This is a genomic window from Streptomyces sp. B21-105 (assembly GCF_036898465.1).
In the GTDB taxonomy this organism is placed as follows: domain Bacteria; phylum Actinomycetota; class Actinomycetes; order Streptomycetales; family Streptomycetaceae; genus Streptomyces.
This window is the reverse complement of record NZ_JARUMJ010000001.1, coordinates 2,013,236-2,036,617: the sequence shown is the minus strand read 5'-3', so window position 1 is coordinate 2,036,617 and position 23,382 is coordinate 2,013,236. Positions and strand designations below refer to the sequence as shown.

General features: G+C 72.3%; 18 protein-coding genes and 3 pseudogenes. 15 read left to right on the top strand and 6 right to left on the bottom strand.

The features are described 5' to 3' along the window. Nucleotides 1-6 precede the first annotated feature (6 nt). Together QA802_RS09125 and QA802_RS09120 are read right to left on the bottom strand one after the other, a co-directional pair. Nucleotides 7-642: a pyridoxamine 5'-phosphate oxidase family protein gene (locus QA802_RS09125; RefSeq protein WP_334519776.1), complete on the bottom strand. Its 636-nt coding sequence runs from the start codon at nt 640-642 to the stop codon at nt 7-9. 124 nt (nt 643-766) lie between these two features. Continuing rightward, a complete protein-coding gene (locus tag QA802_RS09120; RefSeq protein WP_334519773.1) occupies nt 767-1,675 on the bottom strand; it encodes a hypothetical protein in 909 nt (302 codons plus the stop codon). Between the two features lie 218 nt (nt 1,676-1,893). Between QA802_RS09120 and argH the strand changes: the two genes are divergently transcribed. Beyond that, nucleotides 1,894-3,321, top strand: a complete 1,428-nt coding sequence (gene argH, locus QA802_RS09115) for an argininosuccinate lyase (RefSeq protein ID WP_334519771.1) — start codon at nt 1,894-1,896, stop codon at nt 3,319-3,321. A gap of 207 nt (nt 3,322-3,528) precedes the next feature. On the opposite strand, the pseudogene QA802_RS09110 reads toward argH, so the two are convergent. After that, nucleotides 3,529-3,618: pseudogene (locus QA802_RS09110) on the bottom strand (transposase); the annotation flags it as partial. Between QA802_RS09110 and QA802_RS09105 the strand changes: the two are divergent. From QA802_RS09105 to QA802_RS09090, 4 genes and pseudogenes are all read left to right on the top strand, one after another. Next, nucleotides 3,619-4,144 (top strand): annotated as a pseudogene (locus QA802_RS09105) (RNA-guided endonuclease InsQ/TnpB family protein); the annotation flags it as partial. 63 nt (nt 4,145-4,207) lie between these two features. Beyond that, nucleotides 4,208-5,176 carry an aldo/keto reductase gene (locus QA802_RS09100; RefSeq protein WP_334519768.1) on the top strand — a complete coding sequence of 323 codons (969 nt, stop codon included), beginning with the start codon at nt 4,208-4,210 and terminating at the stop codon, nt 5,174-5,176. A gap of 129 nt (nt 5,177-5,305) precedes the next feature. Continuing rightward, nucleotides 5,306-5,848: a TetR/AcrR family transcriptional regulator gene (locus QA802_RS09095; RefSeq protein ID WP_334519765.1), complete on the top strand. Its 543-nt coding sequence runs from the start codon at nt 5,306-5,308 to the stop codon at nt 5,846-5,848. Nucleotides 5,849-5,985: 137 nt separating this feature from the next. Continuing rightward, nucleotides 5,986-7,509 (top strand): MFS transporter, encoded by a 1,524-nt coding sequence (locus tag QA802_RS09090; RefSeq protein WP_334519763.1) that lies wholly within the window; start codon nt 5,986-5,988, stop codon nt 7,507-7,509. A gap of 120 nt (nt 7,510-7,629) precedes the next feature. Here the strand turns inward: QA802_RS09090 and QA802_RS09085 are convergent, their stop codons facing one another. Then, the gene (locus QA802_RS09085) at nt 7,630-8,301 is read right to left on the bottom strand and encodes a lysophospholipid acyltransferase family protein (RefSeq protein ID WP_334534431.1); all 672 of its coding nucleotides are present in this window, start codon (nt 8,299-8,301) and stop codon (nt 7,630-7,632) included. A gap of 522 nt (nt 8,302-8,823) precedes the next feature. On the opposite strand from QA802_RS09085, the pseudogene QA802_RS09080 reads away from it, so the two are divergent. The 3 genes and pseudogenes from QA802_RS09080 (at nt 8,824) to QA802_RS09070 (ending at nt 11,130) form a co-directional block, all read left to right on the top strand. Beyond that, nucleotides 8,824-10,004, top strand: a pseudogene (locus QA802_RS09080) (glycerophosphodiester phosphodiesterase). A gap of 67 nt (nt 10,005-10,071) precedes the next feature. Beyond that, nucleotides 10,072-10,587 (top strand): RNA polymerase sigma factor, encoded by a 516-nt coding sequence (locus QA802_RS09075; RefSeq protein WP_319166106.1) that lies wholly within the window; start codon nt 10,072-10,074, stop codon nt 10,585-10,587. Nucleotides 10,588-10,632: 45 nt separating this feature from the next. Continuing rightward, nucleotides 10,633-11,130 carry a GNAT family N-acetyltransferase gene (locus QA802_RS09070; RefSeq protein WP_334519760.1) on the top strand — a complete coding sequence of 166 codons (498 nt, stop codon included), beginning with the start codon at nt 10,633-10,635 and terminating at the stop codon, nt 11,128-11,130. Between the two features lie 12 nt (nt 11,131-11,142). Here QA802_RS09070 and QA802_RS09065 read toward each other — a convergent pair whose 3' ends face one another. Both QA802_RS09065 and QA802_RS09060 read right to left on the bottom strand, forming a co-directional pair. After that, complete coding sequence (locus tag QA802_RS09065; RefSeq protein WP_334519758.1) at nt 11,143-11,577, bottom strand: hypothetical protein; 435 nt, start codon at nt 11,575-11,577, stop codon at nt 11,143-11,145. Between the two features lies 1 nt (nt 11,578). Then, the gene (locus tag QA802_RS09060) at nt 11,579-11,938 is read right to left on the bottom strand and encodes a hypothetical protein (RefSeq protein WP_334519755.1); all 360 of its coding nucleotides are present in this window, start codon (nt 11,936-11,938) and stop codon (nt 11,579-11,581) included. A 585-nt stretch (nt 11,939-12,523) separates the two neighbouring features. On the opposite strand from QA802_RS09060, the gene QA802_RS09055 reads away from it, so the two are divergent. The 7 genes from QA802_RS09055 to cobA all read left to right on the top strand — a co-directional run bounded on the left by QA802_RS09055 (nt 12,524) and on the right by cobA (nt 23,352). Then, on the top strand, nt 12,524-13,597 hold the full coding sequence (locus QA802_RS09055) for a methionine ABC transporter ATP-binding protein (RefSeq protein WP_334519752.1): 1,074 nt from the start codon (nt 12,524-12,526) through the stop codon (nt 13,595-13,597). Further along, entirely contained in the window at nt 13,594-14,328 is a 735-nt protein-coding gene (locus QA802_RS09050) for a methionine ABC transporter permease (protein WP_334519749.1), read from the top strand. The genes QA802_RS09055 and QA802_RS09050 overlap by 4 nt, the downstream gene beginning before the upstream one ends. Before the next feature lie 111 nt (nt 14,329-14,439). After that, on the top strand, nt 14,440-15,273 hold the full coding sequence (locus tag QA802_RS09045; protein ID WP_334519746.1) for a MetQ/NlpA family ABC transporter substrate-binding protein: 834 nt from the start codon (nt 14,440-14,442) through the stop codon (nt 15,271-15,273). A 158-nt stretch (nt 15,274-15,431) separates the two neighbouring features. Continuing rightward, nucleotides 15,432-16,070, top strand: a complete 639-nt coding sequence (locus QA802_RS09040) for a GNAT family N-acetyltransferase (RefSeq protein WP_319166099.1) — start codon at nt 15,432-15,434, stop codon at nt 16,068-16,070. Between the two features lie 95 nt (nt 16,071-16,165). Continuing rightward, nucleotides 16,166-17,380: a precorrin-6y C5,15-methyltransferase (decarboxylating) subunit CbiE gene (gene cbiE / locus QA802_RS09035; protein WP_334519743.1), complete on the top strand. Its 1,215-nt coding sequence runs from the start codon at nt 16,166-16,168 to the stop codon at nt 17,378-17,380. A gap of 364 nt (nt 17,381-17,744) precedes the next feature. Further along, nucleotides 17,745-21,950, top strand: coding sequence for a nicotinate-nucleotide--dimethylbenzimidazole phosphoribosyltransferase (cobT, locus tag QA802_RS09030; protein ID WP_334519740.1), 4,206 nt, complete (start codon nt 17,745-17,747; stop codon nt 21,948-21,950). 169 nt (nt 21,951-22,119) lie between these two features. Then, nucleotides 22,120-23,352: a uroporphyrinogen-III C-methyltransferase gene (gene cobA, locus QA802_RS09025; RefSeq protein ID WP_334519738.1), complete on the top strand. Its 1,233-nt coding sequence runs from the start codon at nt 22,120-22,122 to the stop codon at nt 23,350-23,352. Nucleotides 23,353-23,382: the final 30 nt, after the last annotated feature.

The window sequence follows — 23,382 nt, the reverse complement described above, 5'->3', positions numbered from 1 at the left end:
CGTGCGTCAGAGCCGCGGGAGCGGCTCCTGTGGCGGCAGCGGCTCCCGCGGCTGGATCGGCTGCAGCGGTGGGAGCGGCAGCGGCAGGCCGGGCAGACCGTCGATGCTCGCGGCGATGTGCTCCTTCTTGGCGAAGTACGCGCCGAGCGAGGCGTCGTCCTCCCGGGCGAAGCGCTTGCCGTGCAGCTCGCGGTCCGCGTCGTAGGTCATGAAGGGCACCGCGTATCCGCAGGTGTCCCGGACGAGTTCGGCGTGCACCACGATGATCGCGCGCAGTCCGTGCGTGCTCGGGTCGATGTCCGGGAAGCGGGCCAGGAGCTCGCCGAAGCGGGGGTCGTCGCGGAACACAGGCTCGCCCCGGCCGTGCACCCGCACGATGTCGGGCGGCCCTTGGAAGGCACACCACATCAGGGTGATCCGGCCGTTCTCCCGCAGGTGTGCGACGGTCTCGGCGTTGGAGCCGGCGAAGTCGAGGTAGGCCACGGTGTGTTCGTCGAGCACCGCGAACGAGCCCTTGAGGCCCTTGGGGGAGAGGTTGACCGTGCCGTCGCCTGACAAGGGCGCCGTCGCGGTGAAGAAGAGGGGCTGCTCCTCGATGAACGAACGGAGCCTGCCGTCTATGCGCTCGTAGGTCTTTCCCATGTTTCAGAAGTATCCGGGAAAGTCTTTCGTACGTCTAAGGAAATACGGCTGCCGATCGTGTGCGGAGGGTGCGGCGGCCGCCCCCGGACGATGCTGTCCCGGGGCGGCCGCCGCACCTGTCACGTCACTTGTTCAGCGTGCAGGCGGCGAGGGCGTTCAGGCCCTGCGGCTTCGTGCCCTGACGGCCGATCGAGATGGCGATGCGGTCGATCGTGGACTCGCGCTTGCCCTGCAGCGGGCCGAGGATCGCGTTCTGCACGAAGTTGGGGCCACCCTGGCCGACGGTGTTCTGCAGACGGGTGTTGGCCTCGTTGATCTGCGTCTGGAGGAGGGCGAGGTTGCGGTCGACCTCGGCCTTGGCGGAGGCGGGGACCGCGGGCAGCTGCGAGGCCACGTCCGGGCAGCTGATCGTGCCGACGCCGTTGGCGTTACCGGCGTTACCCGCATTGCCGTTGTTACCCGCGTTGCCGGCGTTTCCGGCATTGCCGTTGTTACCCGCGTTGCCGTTGTTGTTGCCGGCGTTCCCGTTGTTGCCCGCGTTGCCGTTGTTACCCGTGTTGCCCGTCGCCGGGGCGGCCGCACCGCCCGCGTTCAGCGCGCACTTGGCGAGGGCGTTCAGGCCCTGCGGCTTGGTGCCCTTGCGGCCGATCGAGATGGCGATGCGGTCGATCGTGGAGACCCGCTTGCCCTCCAGCGGGCCGAGGATCGCGTTCTGCACGAAGTTGGGGCCACCCTGGCCGACGGTGTTCTGCAGACGGGTGTTGGCCTCGTTGATCTGCGTCTGGAGGAGGGCGAGGTTGCGGTCGACCTCGGCCTTGGCGGAGGCGGGGACCGCGGGCAGCTGCGAGGCCACGTCCGGGCAGCTGATCGTGCCGGGACCGGCGGCCAGCGTCTGGGCGTTGGTCGAACCGCCCTTGGACGACTCCCCGGCGAGAGCGGAGTTCACGACCACCGCGCCGGTCAGGGCCAGAGCGGCGGCCGCGCCGATGACGACCACACGACGCTTGTTGTACTTGGGAAGAGCCCTGGACATGCGGATGCCTCACTTGGGTCAGGAGTGGGTTTCGATTGAGACGCGGCCGGCGTTCAGCGGTGAGTACGGGTAAGCGGTTGCCGTTGTTCAAGGCATCTTCAAAAAGTCTTCGCACCTCATCCGGAACGGCAGCGGTCGGGTGCGTCGGATTGACGAATCATGCAGAGCTCTGCATAATCATGCAGGTCGGTGAATGCAGCGGTGAGGAGCAACGCAAAGTGAGCAGCAACAGCGGTGACGTACGGCTCTGGGGCGGTCGTTTCGCCGACGGTCCCGCCGAGGCCCTGGCGAAGCTGTCCGCGTCCGTCCACTTCGACTGGCGGCTCGCGCCCTACGACATCGCCGGTTCCCGCGCCCACGCGCGCGTGCTGCACAAGGCCGGTCTGCTCACCGAGGACGAGCTGGCCCGGATGATCGCGGGCCTCGGCCAGCTCGAGGCGGACGTCGCCGACGGCTCGTTCGTGGGCACGATCGCCGACGAGGACGTCCACACCGCTCTGGAGCGCGGCCTCCTGGAGCGCGTCGGCCCCGACCTCGGCGGCAAGCTGCGCGCCGGCCGCTCCCGCAACGACCAGATCGCCACGCTCTTCCGGATGTACCTGCGCGACCACGCCCGGATCGTCGGCGGGCTGATCGCCGACCTCCAGGACGCCCTGGTCGGCCTGGCGGAGGCCCACCCGGACGTGGCGATGCCGGGCCGCACCCACCTCCAGCACGCCCAGCCGGTGCTCTTCGCCCACCACGTCCTCGCCCATGTGCAGTCCCTGTCCCGGGACGCCGAGCGGCTGCGCCAGTGGGACGAGCGCACGGCCGTCTCGCCGTACGGTTCGGGCGCCCTGGCCGGCTCCTCGCTCGGCCTGGACCCGGAGGCTGTGGCCGAGGACCTCGGCTTCGAGCGCGGCAGCGTCGGCAACTCCATCGACGGCACCGCCTCGCGGGACTTCGTCGCGGAGTTCGCCTTCATCACCGCGATGATCGGCGTGAACCTCTCCCGGATCGCCGAGGAGATCATCATCTGGAACACGAAGGAGTTCTCCTTCGTGACGCTGCACGACGCCTTCTCCACGGGTTCGTCGATCATGCCGCAGAAGAAGAACCCCGACATCGCGGAGCTGGCGCGCGGCAAGTCCGGCCGTCTGATCGGCAACCTGACCGGTCTCATGGCCACCCTCAAGGCCCTTCCGCTCGCCTACAACCGCGACCTCCAGGAGGACAAGGAGCCGGTCTTCGACTCCTGCGACCAGCTCGAGGTGCTGCTGCCCGCCTTCACCGGCATGATCGCCACCCTCACCGTGCACCGTGAGCGCATGGAGGAACTGGCCCCGGCAGGCTTCTCGCTCGCCACCGACATCGCCGAGTGGCTCGTCAAGCAGGGTGTGCCGTTCCGCGTCGCGCACGAGGTCGCCGGCGAGTGTGTCAAGGCGGCGGAGGCCGAGGGCAAGGAGCTGGACGAGCTGACGGACGACCAGTTCGCGAAGATCAGCGCCCATCTGACCCCCGAGGTCCGCTCGGTCCTGAACGTTCCGGGCGCGCTGGCCTCCCGCAACGGCCGGGGCGGCACGGCCCCGAGCGCGGTCGCCGTCCAGCTTGCCGAGGTGAAGGCCGACCTGCGGGCACAGCACGACTGGGCCACCGCCAAGCAGTGACGCCGGCGGGGTGCGCCGCGCGGGGGCTGCGTCGATCGCGGCGCTCTCGCGCGGCGGTGGGCGACCGCGAAGCGCCCCGCGCACGCGGAGGTTCCGCACGCCCCGCACTCCGGAGTGAACGCCGTCGCGGGTTACCGGGGCTCTTGCAGAAAGCCCCGGCGTTCACGCCGGGGATGAATGCATCTCAAGACTGCTCTGACGTGCACGTCAGAGCGGACGTTTTTGCTGCTCGATGTACTGGCGGACGATCGCCAATGGTGCTCCGCCGCACGATGCGGAGAAGTATGAGGGCGGCCAATCAAGGTCGCACGCCAGCACGCCAGGGTGGCCGACCAGCGCCGGGTTCCACCACAAGGCTTCCACACAGATCATCCGCGACAACCAAGCGGTGTACGTGGTAGACCTCGCGGTGTCCGGCCTCGGCCGTACCCGGCTCGCCAAATCCGTGCACGACGCGGGATGGTCCGCGTTCGTCGCCATGCTGGAATACAAAGCGGCTCTGCACGGCCGCATCTTCACCAAGGCGGACCGTGCTTTTCCGTCCTCTCAGGTCTGCTCGGCCTGCGGATTCCGGGACGGCCCCAAGCCCCTGCACGTCCGGGAGTGGACGTGCGGGGCCTGTGGCACCGTGCACGACCGCGACCACAACGCAGCCCGCAACGTCCTCTTCGAAGGACGCCGAATCGTCGCCGCCGGACGGGCGGAGACGCTAAACGCCTCGTGGAGCGCCGGTAAGACCGGGACGAAAGTCCTGGCACAGCGCGGTGAAGCGGGAAGCCCCCGGAAGGGTCAGCCGACCCAGGCCGGAATCCCTGGACTTTAGGCCAGGGAGCACGTCAAGTTGGTCGTCAGCCGTACCACCGGAGCCGACCGAACGGAGCCCGCGATGCCCTTCGCCCGCCTCGCCGCAGCGACCACCCCCACCTGCCACATCGGCTTCGGACTCGCCGCCGTCGGCCGCCCCGGCTATCTCAACCTGGGCCGTGACCGGGACCTCCCGCAGGACCGCAGCGTCGAAGCCCTCCGCGCCCGTACGCACGAACTCCTGGACGCCGCCTATGCCCAGGGCGTCCGTTACGTCGACGCGGCCCGCTCCTACGGCCGCTCCGAGGAGTTCCTCGCCGGCTGGCTCGCGGCCCGCCCCGACGCCGACGACGTCGTCGTGGGCAGCAAGTGGGGGTACACGTACACGGCCGACTGGTCGGCGGACGCCGAGACGCACGAGGTCAAGGACCACGGCCTCGCCACCTACGAACGTCAGCGCCGGGAGACGGACGGCCTGCTCGGCGACCGGCTCGACCTCTACCAGATCCACTCGGTGACCCCGGACAGCCCCGCCCTCACCGACAAGCAGCTGCACGCGAAACTGGCGGAGGCCGCAACCCGCGGCCGCACCGTCGGCTTCTCCACCAGCGGTCCCGCCCAGGCCGAAACCATCCGCGCCGCGCTCGCCGTGACGGTCGACGGCGAACCCCTCTTCCGCACGGTCCAGTCGACCTACAACGTCCTGGAGACCTCGGCCGGACCGGCCCTCGCCGAAGCCCGTGAAGCCGGACTCACGGTGATCGTGAAGGAGGGCATGGCCAACGGTCGCCTCGCCGACCCCGCACCGGACGCCCTCAAGGCGGTGGCCAAGGAGGCGGGCGTCGGCTGTGACGCCGTCGCCCTCGCGGTGATCCTGCGCCGGCCCTGGGCCGGCGTCGTCCTCTCCGGCGCGGCGACCGTCGCCCAGCTCGCCTCCAACCTGCACGCGGCGGCCGTCGACCTCGACGACGACCAGCTGGACCGGCTGGCCGGCCTGTCGGAGGACCCGCAGGCCTACTGGGAGCGGCGCAGCCGGCTGCCCTGGCACTGAGCGAGCTCACGACGTCCGGCGGGCCGCCGCCCCGACCGCCCCACCGTCCTCAGCCCGCCCCTGACCGCGCCAGGAGCCGCGCCCGCTCAGAATGAGACAAGTGTGTCTCATGTGGTTTAGTCTTGTCTCATGGCTGTCGACCGAGACCATGTGCTGCGCACTGCCGCGGCCCTGCTGACCCGCAGATCCACCGCGACGATGGACGAGGTCGCCAAGGCGGCCGGGATCAGCCGGGCCACGCTGCACCGCCACTTCGCCGGGCGTGACGCGCTCGTGCGCGCCCTGGAGTCCCTCGGCATCGCGGAGTGCGAGTCCGCCCTGGACGCGGCCAGGCCGGACGAGGGCCCGGCCCCCGACGCCGTACGCCGGCTCGTCCGGGAGATCGAACCGGCCGCCGCCCTGCTCGCCTTCCTCTACACCGAGAACCAGCTGTTCGAGGGCGAGCAGCAGAACCCGGGCTGGACCAGGATCGACGAGCGCGTCGCGGCCCTGTTCCAGCGCGGCCAGGCCGACGGCGAGTTCCGCATCGACCTCACCCCCGCCTGGCTCACCGAGGCGCTCTACGGCCTGCTCGCCTCCGGCGCCTGGGCGGTCTCCGAGGGCCGGGTCGCCGGCAAGGACTTCACCCACATGATCACCGAGCTGCTTCTCGGCGGCGCACTGCGCCACTAGACGCACTGCGCAACCAGGTCCCGCCGGCGCCACCGCGCAGCGTCCGCCGACCGCCCACCGCACCGGTTGGAGCGGTCCTCCGTCCCCGTCCCCGTCCCCCGACCCTTCGACTCGCCCAGCTCACGAACAGAGGAACCATGACCAGCACCCTGCAGCCGGCGACCACGACCGAGGCGGTGAGGCGCCCCGACCGTTGGCTGGCGCTCTCCGTCCTCGTGCTCGCCGTGCTGCTGGTGGCCGTCGACGCGACCGTCCTCGGTCTCGCGACCCCGTACATCAGCGAGGATCTCGAACCCTCCGGCACCCAGCTGCTCTGGATCGGTGACGTTTACTCGTTCGTCATCGCCGGCCTGCTCGTCTCGATGGGCAGCCTCGGCGACCGCATCGGGCGCAAGCGGATCCTGCTGATCGGCGCCACCGCGTTCGGCCTGATCTCGGTCCTCAACGCCTATGCGACGTCCCCGGAGACGATGATCGCGGCCCGCGCCCTGCTGGGCGTGGCCGGAGCGACCCTCATGCCGGCGACCCTCGCCCTGATCCGCAACCTCTTCCACGACCCGCGCGAACGCAGTCTGGCGGTCGGCATCTGGGGTGCGACGGCCTCGGCGGGCACGGCGGTCGGCCCGATCCTGGGCGGATTCCTCCTGGAGCACTTCTGGTGGGGCTCGGTCTTCCTCATCAACCTGCCCGTCATGCTGGTGCTCGTGCTGGTCGGCATGAAGACGCTGCCCGAGTCCCGGAACCCCGACCGCGGCCCCTGGGATCTGGTCAGCGTGACGCTGTCGCTGGTCGGCGTGATCGCCGTCGTGTACGCCGTCAAGGAGACCGCCGGTCACGGCCCGACCTGGGAGACCCTCGCCGCGGCCGTGCTCGGCGCCGGCGCGCTGTACGGCTTCGTGCGCCGTCAGTTCGCGCTCCCGGTCCCGCTGCTGGACATGCGGCTGTTCCGCAGGCGCGGTTTCAGCGGCGCGGTGCTGGCCGACCTGCTGACCGTGCTCGGCATGTCCGGCCTGGTGTTCTTCCTCTCCCAGTACCTGCAGTCGGTACAGGGCAGGCGGCCCCTGGAGGCGGGACTGGCCGAACTGCCGGCGGCGGTGGGCGCGGTGACGGCCGGTCTGCTGGCAGGCCGCGTGGCGCGCCGCTTCTCGGTGCGGGCCGTGGTCTGCGGCGGTCTCGCCGCGATCGGCCTGGCGCTGGCGGTGCTGACGACGGTCACCCGGACCACCGGTTATCCCCTGCTGGGCGCGGCCCTGTTGGTGGTGGGCGTGGGCGCCGGGTTCTCCTTCACGGTGACCGCGGACGTCGTCCTCGGCTCGGTGCCGAAGAACCAGGCGGGCGCGGCCTCGGCCGTCTCCGAGACGGCGTACGAACTGGGCGCGGCGCTCGGCATCGCCCTGCTCGGCTCGATCGTGACCGGCGTCTACCGGGGCTTCGCGGCTCCGGCGGGCACGCCGGGGCGGGCGCACGAGTCGCTGGGCGGCGCGGTGGAGGCGGCGGGGCATCTGCCGCCGGCCGCGGGCGCGGAGATGCTGGCGTCGGCCCGCGAGGCTTTCGTCGACGGCTTGGCGGTGGCGTCCGGAGTGGGCGCGGCGGTCCTGCTGGCGGCGGCGGTCGCGGCGTGGTTCCTGCTCAGGGGGCAGCGACTGGAGACCGCCGGCTGACGGATGCGAACCGGTGACGTGCGAAACGGCGTCCGCCCGTCACCGGGCAGGTCCCGCACCGCGACGGGTACGACGTACCGCGACGGGTACGAGTACCGCGAGGGGTGCGGGACCCGTGGGTCACGCCGCCTTGGCCTTGGTGGCGTACATGTCCACGTACTCCTGTCCCGACAGCCGCATGACCTCGGTCATCACGGAGTCGGTGACGGCTCGCAGCACATAGCGGTCCCGGTCCATCCCGTCGTACCGGGAGAACTCCATCGCCTCGCCGAACCGGACCGTCACCCGGCCCGGACGGGGCATCCCCGCTCCGCCCGGCTGCAGCTTGTCCGTGCCGATCATCGCGAACGGCACGACGGGCGCACCCGTCATCAGCGTCAGCCGCGCGATACCGGTGCGGCCCCGGTAGAGACGGCCGTCGGGGGACCGCGTTCCCTCGGGGTAGATCCCGAAGACCTTGCCCTCCTCCAGGATCCGGCGCCCGGTCATCAGCGCTGCCACGCCGCCCCGGCCCCCGTCCCGGTCCACCGGGATCATGCCGACCCCGGTGAAGAACCAGGCCATCAGCCGGCCCTTGAGACTCTTGCCGGTGACGTACTCGTCCTTGCCGATGAAGAGGACCTGTCGGTCGCACACCAGCGGCAGGATCATCGAGTCGATGAACGTGAGGTGATTGCCGGCCAGGATCACCGGGCCGTCGCCCGGGATGTGCTCCGCGCCCTCGACCCGGGGGCGGAACATCATGCGCATGACCGGTCCGAGCACTGCCTTGATGAGCGCGAAGCGCGACAACGAGCCCTCCGATGTCAAGGGAAAACGGTATGAGTCTGTGCAGGTGAGGACGATACTCGCGGGCCGGGGGCCGACGCACATCGGGTCACCCAGGTCTTACGCACTGTTGACGTTTGTTTACCTGTACGGCCGCATCGCCGCCCGCCAGTCGCCCGCCCGTCATCCGGACGGAACGAAGAGGACCGCCCCGGAAATCGGAGGAAGCCCCCGAGCCCCGGCGCCACCGAGCCCGCGCGCCCCAGGGCCGAGCCCCCAGGGCGGAGCCCCCGGGACCGGCGCCGACCGGGTTCCCCGGCGCGGACCGCGTCGAACCGCCCACGTCCGACGAACCGTCACCTCGACGTACCGCACGGACCGCATCCGTCGTAGACGACGTCCCGCACCCGGCGTACACCACGTGCCGTCCGCCGTACACCACGTGCCGTCCGCCGTCCTCCGCGTGTTGGGGCCGAGGTCTCCCGGCGGTCATGTCCACGCCCCTACCATCGGCCCGCAGGACGAGCCGACGGCTGGAGGCCCCTCATGGGAACGCAGAACACGCAGGACTCGAACGAGCAGGCGCACGCGGGCGGCACCGGGCGGCGGGCGCTCCTCGGCGCGGCCGTGCTCGGCGCCGGAGGCGTGCTCGGTCTGTCCGGCACCGCGGCGGCGGCCGCCGAGGCACGGCATGGAGGAGACGGGCTCAAGAGCCTTCCGGTGCCGACCGTCATCGGTCATCGCGGCGCCAGCGGCTACCGCCCCGAGCACACCTTCGGCTCCTACCAGCTCGCTCTCGACCTGGGGGCCGACATCGTAGAGGCCGGTGACCTCGTCCCCACCCGGGACGGCCATCTCGTCTGCCGGCACGAGCCGGAGATCGGCGGTACGACGGACGTCGCCGCCCACCCCGAGTTCGCCGGCCGCCGGACCATGAAGGTGCTCGACGGCGTCCCCACCACCGGCTGGTTCACGGAGGACTTCACGCTCGCCGAGCTGAAGAGACTGCGGGCGGTCGAGCGCATCCCGGCCAACCGCCCGCACAACACGCTCTACGACGGCCGCTGGGGATCCCCACCTTCGAGGAGGTCCTGAAGTGGCAGGACGAGCAGACGCGTAAGCGCGGCAAGCAGGTCTGGATCTACCCCGAGACCAAGCACCCCACCTACTTCCGCAAGCTGGGCCTGGGCCTGGAGGAGCGGGTCGCGAAACTGCTGCACAAGCACGGCAAGGACAGAAAGAACTCGCCGGTCGTCCTGCAGTCCTTCGAGCCGACCGGCGTCCAGCGTTTGAACAAGCTGGTCGACAACCCGCTCGTCGTGCTGCTGTCCACCGCCGGCTCCCGCCCCTGGGACTTCGTGGAGACGGGCGACCCGCGCACCGTCGCCGACCTGATCACGCGGGCCGGCCTGCGGGAGATCGCCGGGTACGCGCAGGGCATCGGCCCCACCCTCGACCTCGTCATTCCCAGGGACGCGGCCGGCAACCTGACCAGGCCGACCACCCTGGTCAAGGACGCCCACGCGGTCGGCCTGGTCCTGCACCCGTACACCATGCGCAACGAGAACCCCTTCCTGCCCGCAGACTTCCGCAAGGGCTCGGACGCGGACGCCTACGGCGACTCCTTCGGCGCGTTCCGCACCTACTTCGCGACCGGCATCGACGGGGTCTTCACGGACAACCCGGACACCGGGGTGCTGGCCCGCGCGGACTTCGTCAACGGCTGAGTCCTCGTTGGGGTGACAGTCGGCGGCCCGGGCAACCGAACGCCCGGGCCGCCGCATCGTGGGGCATATGACCCCCGACTTGCTCGCCTCCCTGCACCCGCTGCTCAGCGCGGAGGCCTCCGCGGAGGCCCCTGCCGCCGGCGCCGAACCCGGCGACCTGGAGCAGGCGGTCTGGCTCCGGCTGCTCGAACGCCTCGCCGCCGACGATCCGCCCCGCGACCCCGAGGGCTGGCTGCGCCGGGCCGTTCGCGCGGAGGTCCGCCGCGCCCGCCGTACCGCCCGCCGTGAACAGCCCTACGAGCCCTACGAGACCGAGCCCGCCGACGCGGCCGAGCGAGGTCCCGAGCACCTGGCCCTGACCGCCGCCCGCCACCGCGCCCTGCGCGCGGCCGTGCACCGGCTGCCCGGCCGCTGCTCGCGTCTGCTGCATGCCCTCCTCTCGCCCGAGGACCTCACCTACCGGGAGATCGCAGGGAAGTTGGGTATCTCACAGGGCAGTCTCGGACCGGAACGTTCCAGATGTCTGGGATGTCTTCGCCGTTTGCTCGCACCGGAGGTTGCGGCTCCCGAAGTGCGGGGATAGGAGTGAGGGACCACAGGCGATCAGGTGAGCGGGAGGCGTGCGCACATGGGCATGAGCGTGACCATCTCGGTGGCGACCGAGCAGGATGCCGAGCAGATCTTCAGACTGCAGTACCTGTGCTTCCAGAGCGAAGCCGCGCTGTACGGGAACTACCGCATCGCCCCGCTCGTCCAGAGCCTCGACTCGGTCCGGCAGGAACTCGCCGCCGACTGCGTCTTCGTGGCCCGGCTGGGCGACGAGGTGGTCGGCTCGGTACGCGGCACCCTCACCGAGGACGGCGCCGCCGCCATCGGCAAGCTCTGCGTGCACCCCCGCCTCCAGGGGCACGGCATCGGCGCGAGGCTGCTGCGCGCCGCCGAGACGGCGCTGGGCGGCGAGCGCGGCGCCAAGAAGTTCCGCCTCTTCGCCGGCCACCGCAGCGAGGGCAACCTGCGCCTCTACCGCCGGGTCGGCTACGAGACGGTCGGCACCTCCCAGGGCACGGACGGCGTACCGATGATCGTCCTGGAGAAGCAGGCCGGGGAGTACGCCGCTACGGCGTAGCCGACTACGCGGCTACGGCGTGGACGGCGCAGCCGGGGTGGCCGTACGGGAGGTGCGCAGCCAGTACAGGGCCGACACCGGCAGCAGGACGGGGATGAAGACGTACCCGAACCCGTAGTCGGACCACACGGTCGGCTCGGGGAAGGCGGACGGCTGGACCAGGGTCCAGGTCCCGACGATCAGTACGCCCGCGAGTTCGGCGGCGCAGCACAACCGCGCCGCCGTGCGGGCCGTCTCGCCGCCCCGTACCAGCGAGTACGTGATGAAGCCGTACACCACGCCGGCCGCCGCCGACAGCGTGTACGACAGCGGCGCCCGCTCGAAGTGCGCGGCGATCTCGTACGCCGACCGCGACACCGCCCCGACCACCATCACGCCGTAGAACCACACCAGCAGCATCCCCGGCCCGCTGATCAGTCGGTCCGGCTTCTCCTGCACCGCCGTCATCTCAGCCTCCCCAGATGTCGAAGAGCCGCACCTCGAGCACGGCGAGCACCACGCCGCCCGCGGCGACCGTCACCGAACCCCAACGGGTCCGCTCGGCCAGCGACATGAAACCCGCCGTCGGCACGCACGCGAACGCGCCCAGCAGATACGCCACGAAGAGCGTCGTGCCCTGTTCCGGCTTCTCGCCCCGCGTCAGCTGCACGATCCCGATCACCAGCTGGACCGTCGCCAGCAGCGAGACCACGGCCATCCCGATGAAGTGCCAGTCCTTGGTCGGCTGGTCGCGGTGGGCGGCCCAGCCGCACCAGGCGGCGAGCAGCAACGCGGCGAGGCCGGTCGCCGCCGTCAGGGCATCAAGCATGCAGTGACCTTAATACGGCGTAACAGACACCCCGCGGTCGGCCCCGCGCCGCCACGTCGGACGGCAGGACGACCGTGGCGTCGGCCACAACGCGCCCGGCCCGCGGACCGGCTGCCGGCCTCGTGGTGCGGGGGTGGTCCGCGCCGTCGGCGCTGGTCGCGGCCGGGAGAGGGGAGTTCGCCGGACCTGGGGAGGAGCGGCCCGGGACTGTCCATGGCTGTCCGGCATCCGGACAGCCGAGTCTCGGTCAGGACCGTACGTCTGGTTTACTGATGCTCATGACCACGACGAGCTGCCGCACCCGTGCGACCGAGGCGACCCTGACGCCCGGTGCTCGTTGTATGTGTCGAATGTGCGCCTTCTAGAGGGCCCCCGCACCGCCCCCGAGCTCGCGCCCCGAAGCGAGACGCCGTGGCAGGTCCGTACGCCGCATGTCTGCCGTACGTGAACTGAGCCGCGCCCCGCGCACATGTTTCTCTCCCGTTGTTCCCGCCACGGCGAGAACCGTGTCGCGCCCTGACAGCCTGCATCCGTGCGCCCGGGCACACCCACGCCCGCGCACTCGACAGTGACGGAAACCCCCACGTGATCACCACCACGGGCCTGACCAAGGTCTACCGCTCGCGCGGCCGTGAGGTCACCGCCCTCGACGGCGTCGACCTGCACGTACGCGAAGGCGAGGTGTACGGCGTCATCGGCCGGTCCGGCGCCGGGAAGTCCTCGCTCATCCGCTGCGTCAACCTCCTGGAACGCCCCACCGCCGGCACGGTCACCGTCGACGGGCGGGACCTCACCGCGCTCGCCGGGCGCGGACCCCGCGCCGGCAGGGAGCTGCGGCAGGCGCGCAGCCGGATCGGCATGGTCTTCCAGCACTTCAACCTGCTGTCCTCGCGGACCGTGCAGGACAACGTCGAACTGCCGCTGGAGATCCTCGGCCTCTCCGGGAAGGGACGTTCCCGCAAGGCGCTGGAGCTGCTCGACCTGGTCGGGCTGGCCGACCGGGCGAAGGCCTACCCGGCACAGCTCTCCGGCGGGCAGAAGCAGCGCGTCGGCATCGCCCGCGCACTGGCCGGCGACCCGAAGGTGCTGCTCTCCGACGAGGCGACCAGCGCACTGGACCCCGAGACCACCCGCTCCATCCTGCAGTTGCTGCGCGACCTGAACCGGCAGCTGGGCCTGACCGTCCTGCTCATCACGCACGAGATGGACGTGGTGAAGTCGGTGTGCGACTCCGCCGCGCTCATGGAGCACGGCAGGGTCGTCGAGTCCGGCACGGTCAGCGAACTGCTCGCCGTGCCCGGCTCCGAACTGGCCGCCGCGCTCTTCCCGGTCGGCGGTGAGGCGAGCGGCCCCGACCGCACCGTCGTCGACGTCACCTTCCACGGTGAGGCCGCCACCCAGCCCGTCATCTCCCGGCTCTCGCGCACCTACAACATCGACATATCGATCCTCGGTGCCGCGGTCGACACCGTCGGCGGTCTCCAGATCGGCCGGATGCGCATCGAACTGCCCGGCCGCTACGAGGACAACGTCGTGCCCATCGGCTTCCTGCGCGAGCAGGGCCTGCGGATCGACGTCGTGGACCACGCGCCCGGGGAACCCGCGCCCCAGGGGCCAGCGCCCCACGAGCCCGCGCTGATCGAGGGAGGCGTCAAGTGAGCTGGTCGGAGATGCAGCCGCTGCTGTCGCAGGCCTGTTGGGACACCCTCTACATGGTCGGCTGGTCCACCCTCGTCGCCGTCGCCGGCGGCCTCCCGCTCGGCGTGCTGCTGGTTCTGACCGACCGCGGCGGCCTGCTCCAGAACGTCTTCGCCAACAAGGTCATCGGGCAGATCGTGAACATCGCCCGCTCGATGCCCTTCATCATCCTGATGGTGGCGCTGATGAACTTCACCCGCACCCTCACCGGCACCACCATCGGCCGCGAGGCCGCGATCGTGCCGCTCGCCATCGGGGCCATCCCGTTCTTCGCGCGCCTGGTCGAGACGGCTGTCCGCGAAGTGGACGGCGGGCTCGTCGAGGCCGTGCAGTCGATGGGCGGCGGCACCTGGACGATCGTGCGCAAGGTCCTCGTCCCGGAGTCCCTGCCCTCCCTCGTCGCGGGCACCACGACCACGGTCGTCACCCTCATCGGCTACTCCGCCATGGCCGGCACCGTCGGCGCCGGCGGGCTCGGCGACATCGCCGTCCGCTACGGCTACCAGCGCTTCCAGACCGACCTGATGTGGATCACGGTGGCGGTCCTCGCCGTCGTCATCTCGCTCATCCAGTTCGCCGGCGACTACGCGGCCAGCTTCCTGCACCGCCGCGGCGGCTCGGGCCCGGCCCCCAAGCTCCGCCTGCTGAAGGCGAAGGAGCCGGCGGCCGCCGACGTCGGCAAGGTCGCCTGAGCCCTCCAAGGGCCGCCCACCGGACTCCCCGCGCCACCCGGACTCCCCGCGCCACCCGGACTCCCCGCACACCCCAGCGGGGCCGCATCACCTTCAGGAAAGGCACTTTTCGTGCGTAACACCGCCAAGATCGCCACTGCTGTCCTCGCCGCCGGAGCCCTCACCCTCGGACTCACCGCCTGCGGCTCGGACAAGGACTCCGGCGCCGACACGAACGCCACGCTGACCGTCGCCGCCACCCCCACCCCGCAGGGCGAGATCCTCGACTACATCAAGGACAACCTCGCGGCGAAGGCCGGCCTCACGCTCGAGGTCAAGGAGTTCACGGACTACGTCACGCCCAACACGGCCGTCCAGCAGGGTGAGGTCGACGCCAACTACTTCCAGCACCAGCCGTACCTCGACGACTTCAACAAGAAGAACGGCACCGACATCGTCGCCGTGCCCGCCGCCACCGTGCACCTCGAGCCGCTCGGCCTGTACTCCCGCAGCGTCAAGAAGCTCGACGCGCTGGAGAAGGGCGCCACCGTCGCCCTGCCGAACGACACCACCAACGAGGCCCGCGCGCTGAAGCTCCTTCAGGCACACGGCCTCATCGGGCTGAAGCCGGGCGTCGGTTACGACGCCACCCCCAAGGACGTCACCTCCAACCCCAAGGGCCTGAAGTTCAAGGAACTCGAGGCCGCCCAGCTGCCGCGCTCCCTCTCCGACGTCGACGCCGCCGTGATCAACGGCAACTACGCGCTGGAGGCCGAGCTCAGCCCGGCGAAGGACGCCCTGGCGGCGGAGCCCGCGAAGGGCAACCCGTACGCCAACTTCCTCGCCGTGAAGAAGGGCGACGAGGACGACCCGCGCGTGAAGAAGCTGGCCACTCTGCTCACCTCTCCCGAGGTGAGGAAGTTCATCGAGGACAAGTACCACGGAGCCGTCGTGGCCGCCTTCTGACCCACGCCCCCGACACACACGCACGGGGTCCGCGCCTTCAGCCGGCGCGGACCCCGTGGTGGGGTTCCGGGCTCACATGCTGCATGCTGGGCAGTTCAGTCCGCCCCCTGACGGGGCGGCAGGTCTCACCCGAGGTCCCGAAGGTTACGGAGCGGCGCATGACGAGCACCTTCCCCGACATCTCCATCAGCACGGAGCGGTTGGGCCTGCGTCCCCTCGACGAGGACGACGTGCCCGCCCTGGCCGACATGATGAACGACGAGCAGGTCACCGCCTGGACCGCCGTGCCCCACCCCTTCGACGAGGCGGCCGCCCGCCGCTGGATCGCCGAGTACGCGCCCGGTCACCGCACCACGGGACGCGGCCTCGACCTCGCCGTCACCGAGTTCCTCACCCAGCGTCTGGTCGGCGTCGTCCAGCTCGCCAAGACCAACTGGCACGTCCGCTCCACCGAGCTGTCGTACATCATCGCCCCCTGGGCGCGCGGCGAGGGCTACGCCTCCGAGGCGGCACTGGCCACCGCCCAATGGCTGTTCACCGACCAGAAGTTCGAGCGCATCGAGCTGCGCACGGCCGCCGACAACACCGCCGCCCAGCAGGTCGCGCAGAAGATCGGCTGCATCAGCGAGGGCGTCCTGCGCAGCGCCTGTATAGCCCGCGCCCGCGCCGAGGACGGCACCTGGAACGAGGTGCGCACCGACTACATCGTCTACAGCCTCCTCCCGGAGGACCTGGACGGCGCGGGCGAGCACTTCGCCGAGAGCGGCGGATTCACGTCGTACACCGACTGGAACTGACCCCGCCGACGGTGACACCGCCGTCGCCCCCACCCGCCGAGCAGGTACCCTCACGGAGCCCGCTGCCTGCGTGAACCCGGGGGAGACTGACGACGATGGCCGACCGCGTCACGGTGATCGGCTGGGACGGCTCGCCGCTGACCGACGCGGCCCGCTCCGCTCTGGGCGCCGCCACGCTGGTGGCCGGCGCCGCCCACCACCTGGCGCTGCCCGAAGTGCCGCCCGGCGCGGAACGCATCCGGCTCGGCAGCGTCGCCCTCGCCGCCCGCCGCATCACCGTCCACCGGGGCACCGCCGTCGTCCTCGCCGACGGCGACCCGGGCTTCTTCGGCGTCGTACGGACCCTGCGCGCACCCGAGTTCGGCCTGGAGGTCGAGGTCGTCCCGGCCGTCTCCGCCGTCGCCGCGGCCTTCGCCCGGGCCGGGATGCCCTGGGACGACGCCCAGGTCGTCGTCGCTCACCGGCGCACCCTGCGCCGGGCGGTCAACGTGTGCCGCGCCCACACCAAGGTCGCCGTCCTCACCTCCCCGGGAGCCGGACCCGCCGAACTCGGCCTGCTCATGGAGGGCGTGCACCGCACCTTCGTGGTCTGCGAGGAACTCGGCACCGACCGCGAGCAGGTCAGCGTCGTCACCTCCGACAAGGCGGCCGACCACGACTGGCGCGACCCCAACGTCGTCATCGTCATCGGCCCCGCCGGTCCGGTCGCCGCCGGGGACGCCGGCTGGATCGCCGGCCGTGACCCGGGCGCCGGCCCGCGCGGCTGGACCCTGCCCGCCGACACCTACGGCGGCGAGCTGGGCGAGGGCGAGGCGCCGCTGCTGCGCGCGGCCCAACTCGCCCACCTGGGGCCGCGGACGGGCGACCTCGTCTGGGACATCGGCTGCGGCAGCGGCGCCTTCGCCACCGACGCCGCGCGGGCGGGCGCCGCCGTCATCGCCGTCGACCGGGACATGTCGGCCTGCGCCCGCACCGACGCCGCCGCGCGCCGGCACGGGGTCCAGCTCCAGATCGTCCGCGGCGACGCCCCGCACGTACTGGAGAACCTGCCCGAACCGGACGTCGTCCGGGTCGGCGGCGGGGGAACGGCCGTCGTCGCCGCGGTCGCCGACCGCCGCCCGCAGCGCATCGTCACCCACGCGGGCACCCGGGACGCCGCCGAACGCGTGGGCCGCGACCTGACCGAGCACGACTACCGCGTCGAGTGCGCCCTCGTCCAGGCCGTCGAGCTCGACACCCGGGTCTGGAGGGAGACGGAGCGGAGCGTCGCGTTCCTGCTCACGGGGGTTCTCGCGGACCGCAGGACCTGACCAGGGACGCCGCCCGGTGATCCTGTTGTCGTACCGCGCGCGGTAGGCTGGCCGATCGTCGTACCGCTTTCGGTCGCCCGGCGCTTCGTCGGTCAATGTCCGGAAAGCACCTCCCTTTTGGGCTGGATGTGGTACGGCAGAACCGGAGGGCGCGCAACGTGGCGCAGTCCACAGCGGAGCGTCGCGGATCAAGCTGTCGCGACGACACGACGGACGGGACAATGCCACTGTATGGCTTTGTCGCTTTTTCGAGCGGGTCGTTCGTGCCGCTGGGCACGGACGCTCGTTCTCACTGCGGGGCGGTCGGTGCGCCGCTCCGGGCGAGCTGGTCGTAAGAGCACTAACCGATGGGCGAGGGGTACGCATGACCGACACCGGCCAGGTCCCGGGCGAGGCGCTGCCGGAGAACGCAGGCGTGGTGGAGCAGCCGGGCGCCCCCGCGCACGGTGCGTACGCCTACCTCTCCGAGACCACCGCCGAGGACGAAGACCTGTTGCTGCTGCCGGGCGCCCAGAGTGCCTGGGGCAACGAGGTGGCCCCGCCCGCCCCGGAGCCGGTGGTCGAGACGGTGCACGAGCCCGGCCCGCACGAGACGGACGGCCGCGACAGCGGCGCGGTCGACCTCAGCGCCGTCCGCCTGCCCGGTGCTTCGGCCGGCCAGGCCCCGCAGGCGGCCCCGCGTCGCCCCCTGCACCTCGGGCCGCCGATCCCCGACGCCTCCGCCAGCCCGGTCCGTTCCCTCGCCGACCGCGGCCCCGCGGGCGCGCCGGTCCGCCAGCCCGGCCCGTCCCCCTCGGGACCCGAGTACCTCGACGTGCCCCAGCTGCGCGAGATGCCGCTGCAGGGCGCGTCCCCCTGGGGCGCCGCGCAGGTCACGGCGCAGGCGCCGGCCGCTTCCGGCGTGACGACCGTGGAGGCGGCCGTTCCGGCCCCGGTCGCGGCGCGTCAGCAGGGCGAACCGGCGGGCGCGGCCCAGGCCTTGGTGGCCCGGGTGGCAACCGAGGCGGTCGCCGCGACCGCCCCGCAGGAACCCGGGAGCGAGCACGCCGACCCCGAAGGCGCGTCGCCGGAGCCGCCGTCCACCGGGACGTACGGCGTCGTCGACCCCGGTGAACTGCTGGGCGCCGCGATGATGGCGGAGGCCGGACAGGAGCTGGCCGAGGCCGCAGACGCGCCCGTGTCCGGCGGCGACCAGCCGGCGGACGTCCCCGCCGAGCCGACGGCGCCGGGGGCGGCGGACGAGGACGCCCCGGCGGCGTCCCTGACACCGGAAGCCGCGGAGCCGGATGGAGAGGTCGCCGCGGAGGCGGTCCAGCCCGCCGAGCCGGTGGAGACGGACACCCCGGACACCCCGGACGCTTTTGAAGCGGGCCCCGCGGCGGAAGCCGCCCAGGAGCCCGAGCCCGAGCTCAAGCCCGAGCCCGAGCCTGAGCCCGAGCCCGAGCTCGAGCCGCAGCCGCAGGTCCAGGTATCGGACGCCCATCTCTCCGACGTGACTGCCCCGGCCCCGCAGACGCCGACGCAAGCCGTGCCGGTCGCCGGCGAGCCTCCCGTCCCGGAGGCCGTGCCGGCTGTCGAGCCCGACCCGGCCCCGGAGCCCGAGCCCGCCCTTGGTGAGGAGCACGAGGAGGCCGAGGCTCCGCAGCCCGTCGAGGTCGCCGTGACCGAGAGCGCGGCCGAGGCGCCGGAGCCGGCGGCGTCCGCCCCCGAGACCGTGGAATCCGGGCACGTGCAGAGCGTCGACGCCGTCGCCGAGCCGACCGTCCCGCGGGCCGAGCCCGCATCCGCCGAGGAACAGCCCGCCGGAGTGGCCGCGGACGCCGGGCTCGCGCCGCAGCCGGAAACCCGCCCGGCGGACGCGGAGCCCGAGACCCGGCCCGCGCACGAGTCCCCGATTCCATCCGCGACTCACATCGCGGACCCGGCGTCCCACACCCCGGACTCTCAGCAGTCCGCCCCCGAGACCGCGGTCGCCCCCGAAGCACCCGTCACGGAGCCGCAGCAGGAGTCACAGCCGGAGGCAGCACCGGAGCCCGAGGCAGGACCGGCAGCGGTGGCGCAGCCCCAGCCGGTGCCCCACCCGGAGACGACGGCCGTGTCGCAGCCGTCCGCCGAGGCGCCCGTCACCGACGCCGACGCCCCCGAGCCCGTGGCACTCCTCGCCCCGGCCGTCCCCGTCCCGCAGCCCGTGCCCCAGGCGGGCGACGCGACCGGCGCGGCCGCCGCCCCTCAAGGCCCTCAGCCCGCACTGGGACAGCCGGAGACGGACCACGCGGCGCACCAGGCGCAGGCACAGGACGCCGTGCCCGGGCATCCCGAGCACGCGTCCGCGCCGCCGCAGCAGCCCCTGGGGCAGTTCGTGCCGGTCGAGGACGAGGTGCCCACCCCCGCGCACCTCGCCCCTACCCCGTCGCAGCCGCACGCGCTCCCGACCGAGGTGCAGCCCGTCGCGGAGCCGGCCCCCGAGGCCCCGGTCTCCGAGGTCGCGGTCTCCGAGGTCGCGGTCTCCGAGGTCGCGGTCTCCGAGGTCGCGGTCTCCGAGCCGGCCCCCGAGGCAGCCACGGAAGCGGCGGGCGGGATGCCGTCCGCCGCCGCTGCCACCGTTTCCGGCCTTTCCGCCGTCACGGTGCCCGCGCCCCGCGAGACCGCCCCCGGCGAGTCCGCGCCCGCCGAAGTCGCCCCCGGCGGACCCGGTCCCGCCCCGCAGGAGACCGGCGTCGTCGCCGCGTCCGGAGTCGTGGACCCCGAGGCCGTACAGAGCCCGGAGGACCTGGAGACCAGGGCCGCCGAACAGGACGACGCCCCGGCCGCCGAAGGCGTGCGGCGGGGGTCGGCGGGTCCGGCCGCGCCCGGATACGACGACGCCGAGCGCGAGGCCGTCCTGAAGGTCATGCGCGAGCGCCGGGACATCCGCAACGGCTTCCGCGACGACCCGATCCCGCACGAGGTGCTGCTGCGCGTCCTGGAGGCCGCCCACACCGCGCCCTCCGTCGGTCACTCGCAGCCCTGGGACTTCGTCGTCATCCGCTCCGCCGACACCCGGCGCGCGATGCACGAGTTGGCGGTCCGCCAGCGTGACGCGTACGCGAAGTCGCTGCCCAAGGGCCGGGCGAAGCAGTTCAAGGAACTGAAGATCGAGGCGATCCTCGACACCCCGGTGAACATCGTCGTCACCGCCGACCCGACCCGGGGCGGCCGGCACACCCTCGGCCGGCACACCCAGCCGCAGATGGCGCCGTACTCCTCCGCGCTCGCGGTGGAGAACCTCTGGCTCGCCGCCCGTGCCGAGGGCCTCGGCGTCGGCTGGGTCAGTTTCTTCGACGAGCGCGAGATGGTCCGGGCGCTGGGCCTGCCTGAGCACCTCGAGGTGGTCGCCTACCTCTGCGTCGGCTACGTCGACGAGTTCCCGGAGGAGCCCGAGCTGATGCAGGCGGGCTGGGCCAAGCGCCGACCGCTGTCGTGGGTCGTCCACGAGGAGACGTACGGCCGTCGCGCGCTGCCCGGCGAGGACCCGCACGACCTGCTCGCCGAGACCGTCGCCAGCGTCCGCCCGCTGGACGCCAAGGCGCTCGGCGAGGCCTGGGAACGACAGAAGCGCATGACGAAGCCGCCGGGCTCGCTCGGCATGCTGGAGATCATCTCCGCGCAGCTGTCCGGTCTGTCCCGGCAGTGCCCGCCGCCGATCCCGGAGCCCGCGGCCGTCGCGATCTTCGCCGGCGACCACGGCGTCCACGCGCAGGGGGTCACCCCCTGGCCGCAGGAGGTCACGGCCCAGATGGTCGCCAACTTCCTGGGCGGCGGGGCGGTGTGCAACGCCTTCGCGAACCAGGTGGGCGCCGAGGTGTGCGTGGTGGACGTGGGCGTCGCCGCCGAACTGCCCGCGACCCCGGGGCTGCTTCCCCGCAAGGTCCGGGCCGGCACGTCCGACATGACCACCGGTCCCGCGATGACCCGCGAGGAGGCCAAGCAGGCCATCGAGGTCGGCATCGAGACGGCCCGCGACCTGGTGGCGGCCGGCAACAAGGCGCTGCTCACGGGCGAGATGGGCATCGCGAACACGACCGCGTCCGCGGCCCTCATCTCGGTCTTCACGGGCGCCGACCCCGCCGAGGTCACCGGCCGCGGCACCGGCATCAACGACGAGACGCTCGCCCGCAAGACCGAGGTCGTGCGCCGCGCCCTGGATTTCCACCAGCCCGACCCGGCCGACCCGATCGGCGTCCTCGCCGCGATCGGCGGCTTCGAGCACGCGGCGATGGTCGGGCTGCTCCTGGGCGGGGCGTCCCTGCGCACGCCGGTGATCCTGGACGGCGTCAGCGCCGGCGCCGCCGCTCTGGTGGCCCGTGCGATCGCCCCCGAGGTCCTCGCGGCGTGCATCGCGGGCCACCGCAGCGCCGAACCCGGGCACGTGGCCGCCCTGAACAAACTGGGTCTGCGTCCTCTCGTCGACCTCGACCTCCGTCTCGGCGAGGGCACGGGCGCGCTGCTGGCCCTGCCCCTGGTCCAGAGCACGGCCCGGGCGATGCACGAGGTGGCGACGTTCGACTCGGCGGGCGTGACCGAGAAGTAGGACCCCTTCGGGGCCGGCGGGCGCGCTTGTGCGCGCCCCTGGCCCCGCCGCATGCTGAACACACCTGAACACCCCGGAACACACCTCTAAAATGCGCACGTCAGGGCCGCTCCAGAGTCGCAGCGCCCGCTCATTGCACCCCTCTGCACGTACGAGGAGCCGCACCCTCATGGCCGAACACCCCGCCTACCCCGTAGGTCTCCGCCTCGCCGGCCGCAGGGTCGTCGTCCTCGGCGGCGGCCAGGTCGCCCAGCGCCGCCTGCCCGCCCTGATCGCCGCGGGCGCGGTCGTCGAGCTCGTCTCGCCGAGCGCCACCCCGTCCGTCGAGGCGATGGCCGACGCGGGCGAGATCACCTGGTCCCGGCGCCGGTACGCGGAAGGCGACCTCGCCGGCGCCTGGTACGCCCTGATCGCCACCAGCGACCCCGCGGCGAACGCCTCGGCGTCCGCGGAGGCGGAAGCGCACCGCATCTGGTGCGTGCGCTCCGACGACGCCGAGGCCGCGACCGCGTGGACCCCCGCGACCGGCCACAGCGAGGGCGTGACGGTCGCCGTCCTCACCACCGACGGCCGCGGCCGCGATCCCCGGCACACCGCCGCCATCCGTGACGCGGTCGTCGAGGGGCTGCGCGACGGCACCCTCGTCGCCCCCCACCACCGCACCCGCACCCCGGGCGTGGCGCTGGTCGGCGGCGGTCCCGGCGACCCCGACCTGATCACCGTCCGCGGCCGTCGTCTGCTCGCCGAGGCGGACGTCGTGATCGCCGACCGGCTCGGCCCGCGCGACCTTCTCGCCGAGCTCCCGCCGCACGTCGAGGTGATCGACGCGGCGAAGATCCCCTACGGCCGGTACATGGCCCAGGAGGCCATCAACAACGCGCTGATCGAGCACGCCAAGCAGGGCAAGTCCGTGGTCCGCCTCAAGGGCGGCGACCCGTACGTGTTCGGCCGCGGCATGGAGGAGCTGCAGGCCCTCGCCGAGGCCGGCATCACCTGCACGGTCGTCCCCGGAATCTCCAGCTCGATCTCGGTTCCGGGTGCGGCCGGCATCCCGGTCACCCACCGGGGCGTCGCCCATGAGTTCACCGTGGTCAGCGGCCATGTGGCACCCGAAGACGAGCGCTCGCTGGTCGACTGGGAGTCGCTCGCGAAGCTCACCGGAACCCTGGTGATCCTGATGGGCGTCGACAAGATCGGGAAGATCGCCGAGGCGCTCGTCGCGCACGGCAAGTCGCCGGACACCCCGGTCGCCCTCGTCCAGGAGGGCACGACGTCCGCCCAGCGCCGGGTCGACGCCACGCTCGCCACGGTCGCCGAGACGGTCCGCGTCAAGGAGGTCAGGCCCCCGGCGGTCGTCGTCGTCGGCCCGGTCGTCGGCGTCGGGCCGCGGACCTTGGAGTAACCGCGGGTAACGCAACCGTTCCAAGCCGTT

Coding starts and splice junctions, on each gene's coding strand:
- QA802_RS09060 (WP_334519755.1), bottom strand. CDS start 11,938: ATGCTTGATGCCCTGACGGCGGCGACCGGCCTCGCCGCGTTGCTGCTC.
- QA802_RS09075 (WP_319166106.1), top strand. CDS start 10,072: ATGACCCCCGACTTGCTCGCCTCCCTGCACCCGCTGCTCAGCGCGGAG.
- QA802_RS09125 (WP_334519776.1), bottom strand. CDS start 642: ATGGGAAAGACCTACGAGCGCATAGACGGCAGGCTCCGTTCGTTCATC.
- QA802_RS09070 (WP_334519760.1), top strand. CDS start 10,633: ATGGGCATGAGCGTGACCATCTCGGTGGCGACCGAGCAGGATGCCGAG.
- cobT (WP_334519740.1), top strand. CDS start 17,745: ATGACCGACACCGGCCAGGTCCCGGGCGAGGCGCTGCCGGAGAACGCA.
- cobA (WP_334519738.1), top strand. CDS start 22,120: ATGGCCGAACACCCCGCCTACCCCGTAGGTCTCCGCCTCGCCGGCCGC.
- QA802_RS09065 (WP_334519758.1), bottom strand. CDS start 11,577: ATGACGGCGGTGCAGGAGAAGCCGGACCGACTGATCAGCGGGCCGGGG.
- cbiE (WP_334519743.1), top strand. CDS start 16,166: ATGGCCGACCGCGTCACGGTGATCGGCTGGGACGGCTCGCCGCTGACC.
- QA802_RS09100 (WP_334519768.1), top strand. CDS start 4,208: ATGCCCTTCGCCCGCCTCGCCGCAGCGACCACCCCCACCTGCCACATC.
- QA802_RS09120 (WP_334519773.1), bottom strand. CDS start 1,675: ATGTCCAGGGCTCTTCCCAAGTACAACAAGCGTCGTGTGGTCGTCATC.
- QA802_RS09095 (WP_334519765.1), top strand. CDS start 5,306: ATGGCTGTCGACCGAGACCATGTGCTGCGCACTGCCGCGGCCCTGCTG.
- QA802_RS09090 (WP_334519763.1), top strand. CDS start 5,986: ATGACCAGCACCCTGCAGCCGGCGACCACGACCGAGGCGGTGAGGCGC.
- QA802_RS09040 (WP_319166099.1), top strand. CDS start 15,432: ATGACGAGCACCTTCCCCGACATCTCCATCAGCACGGAGCGGTTGGGC.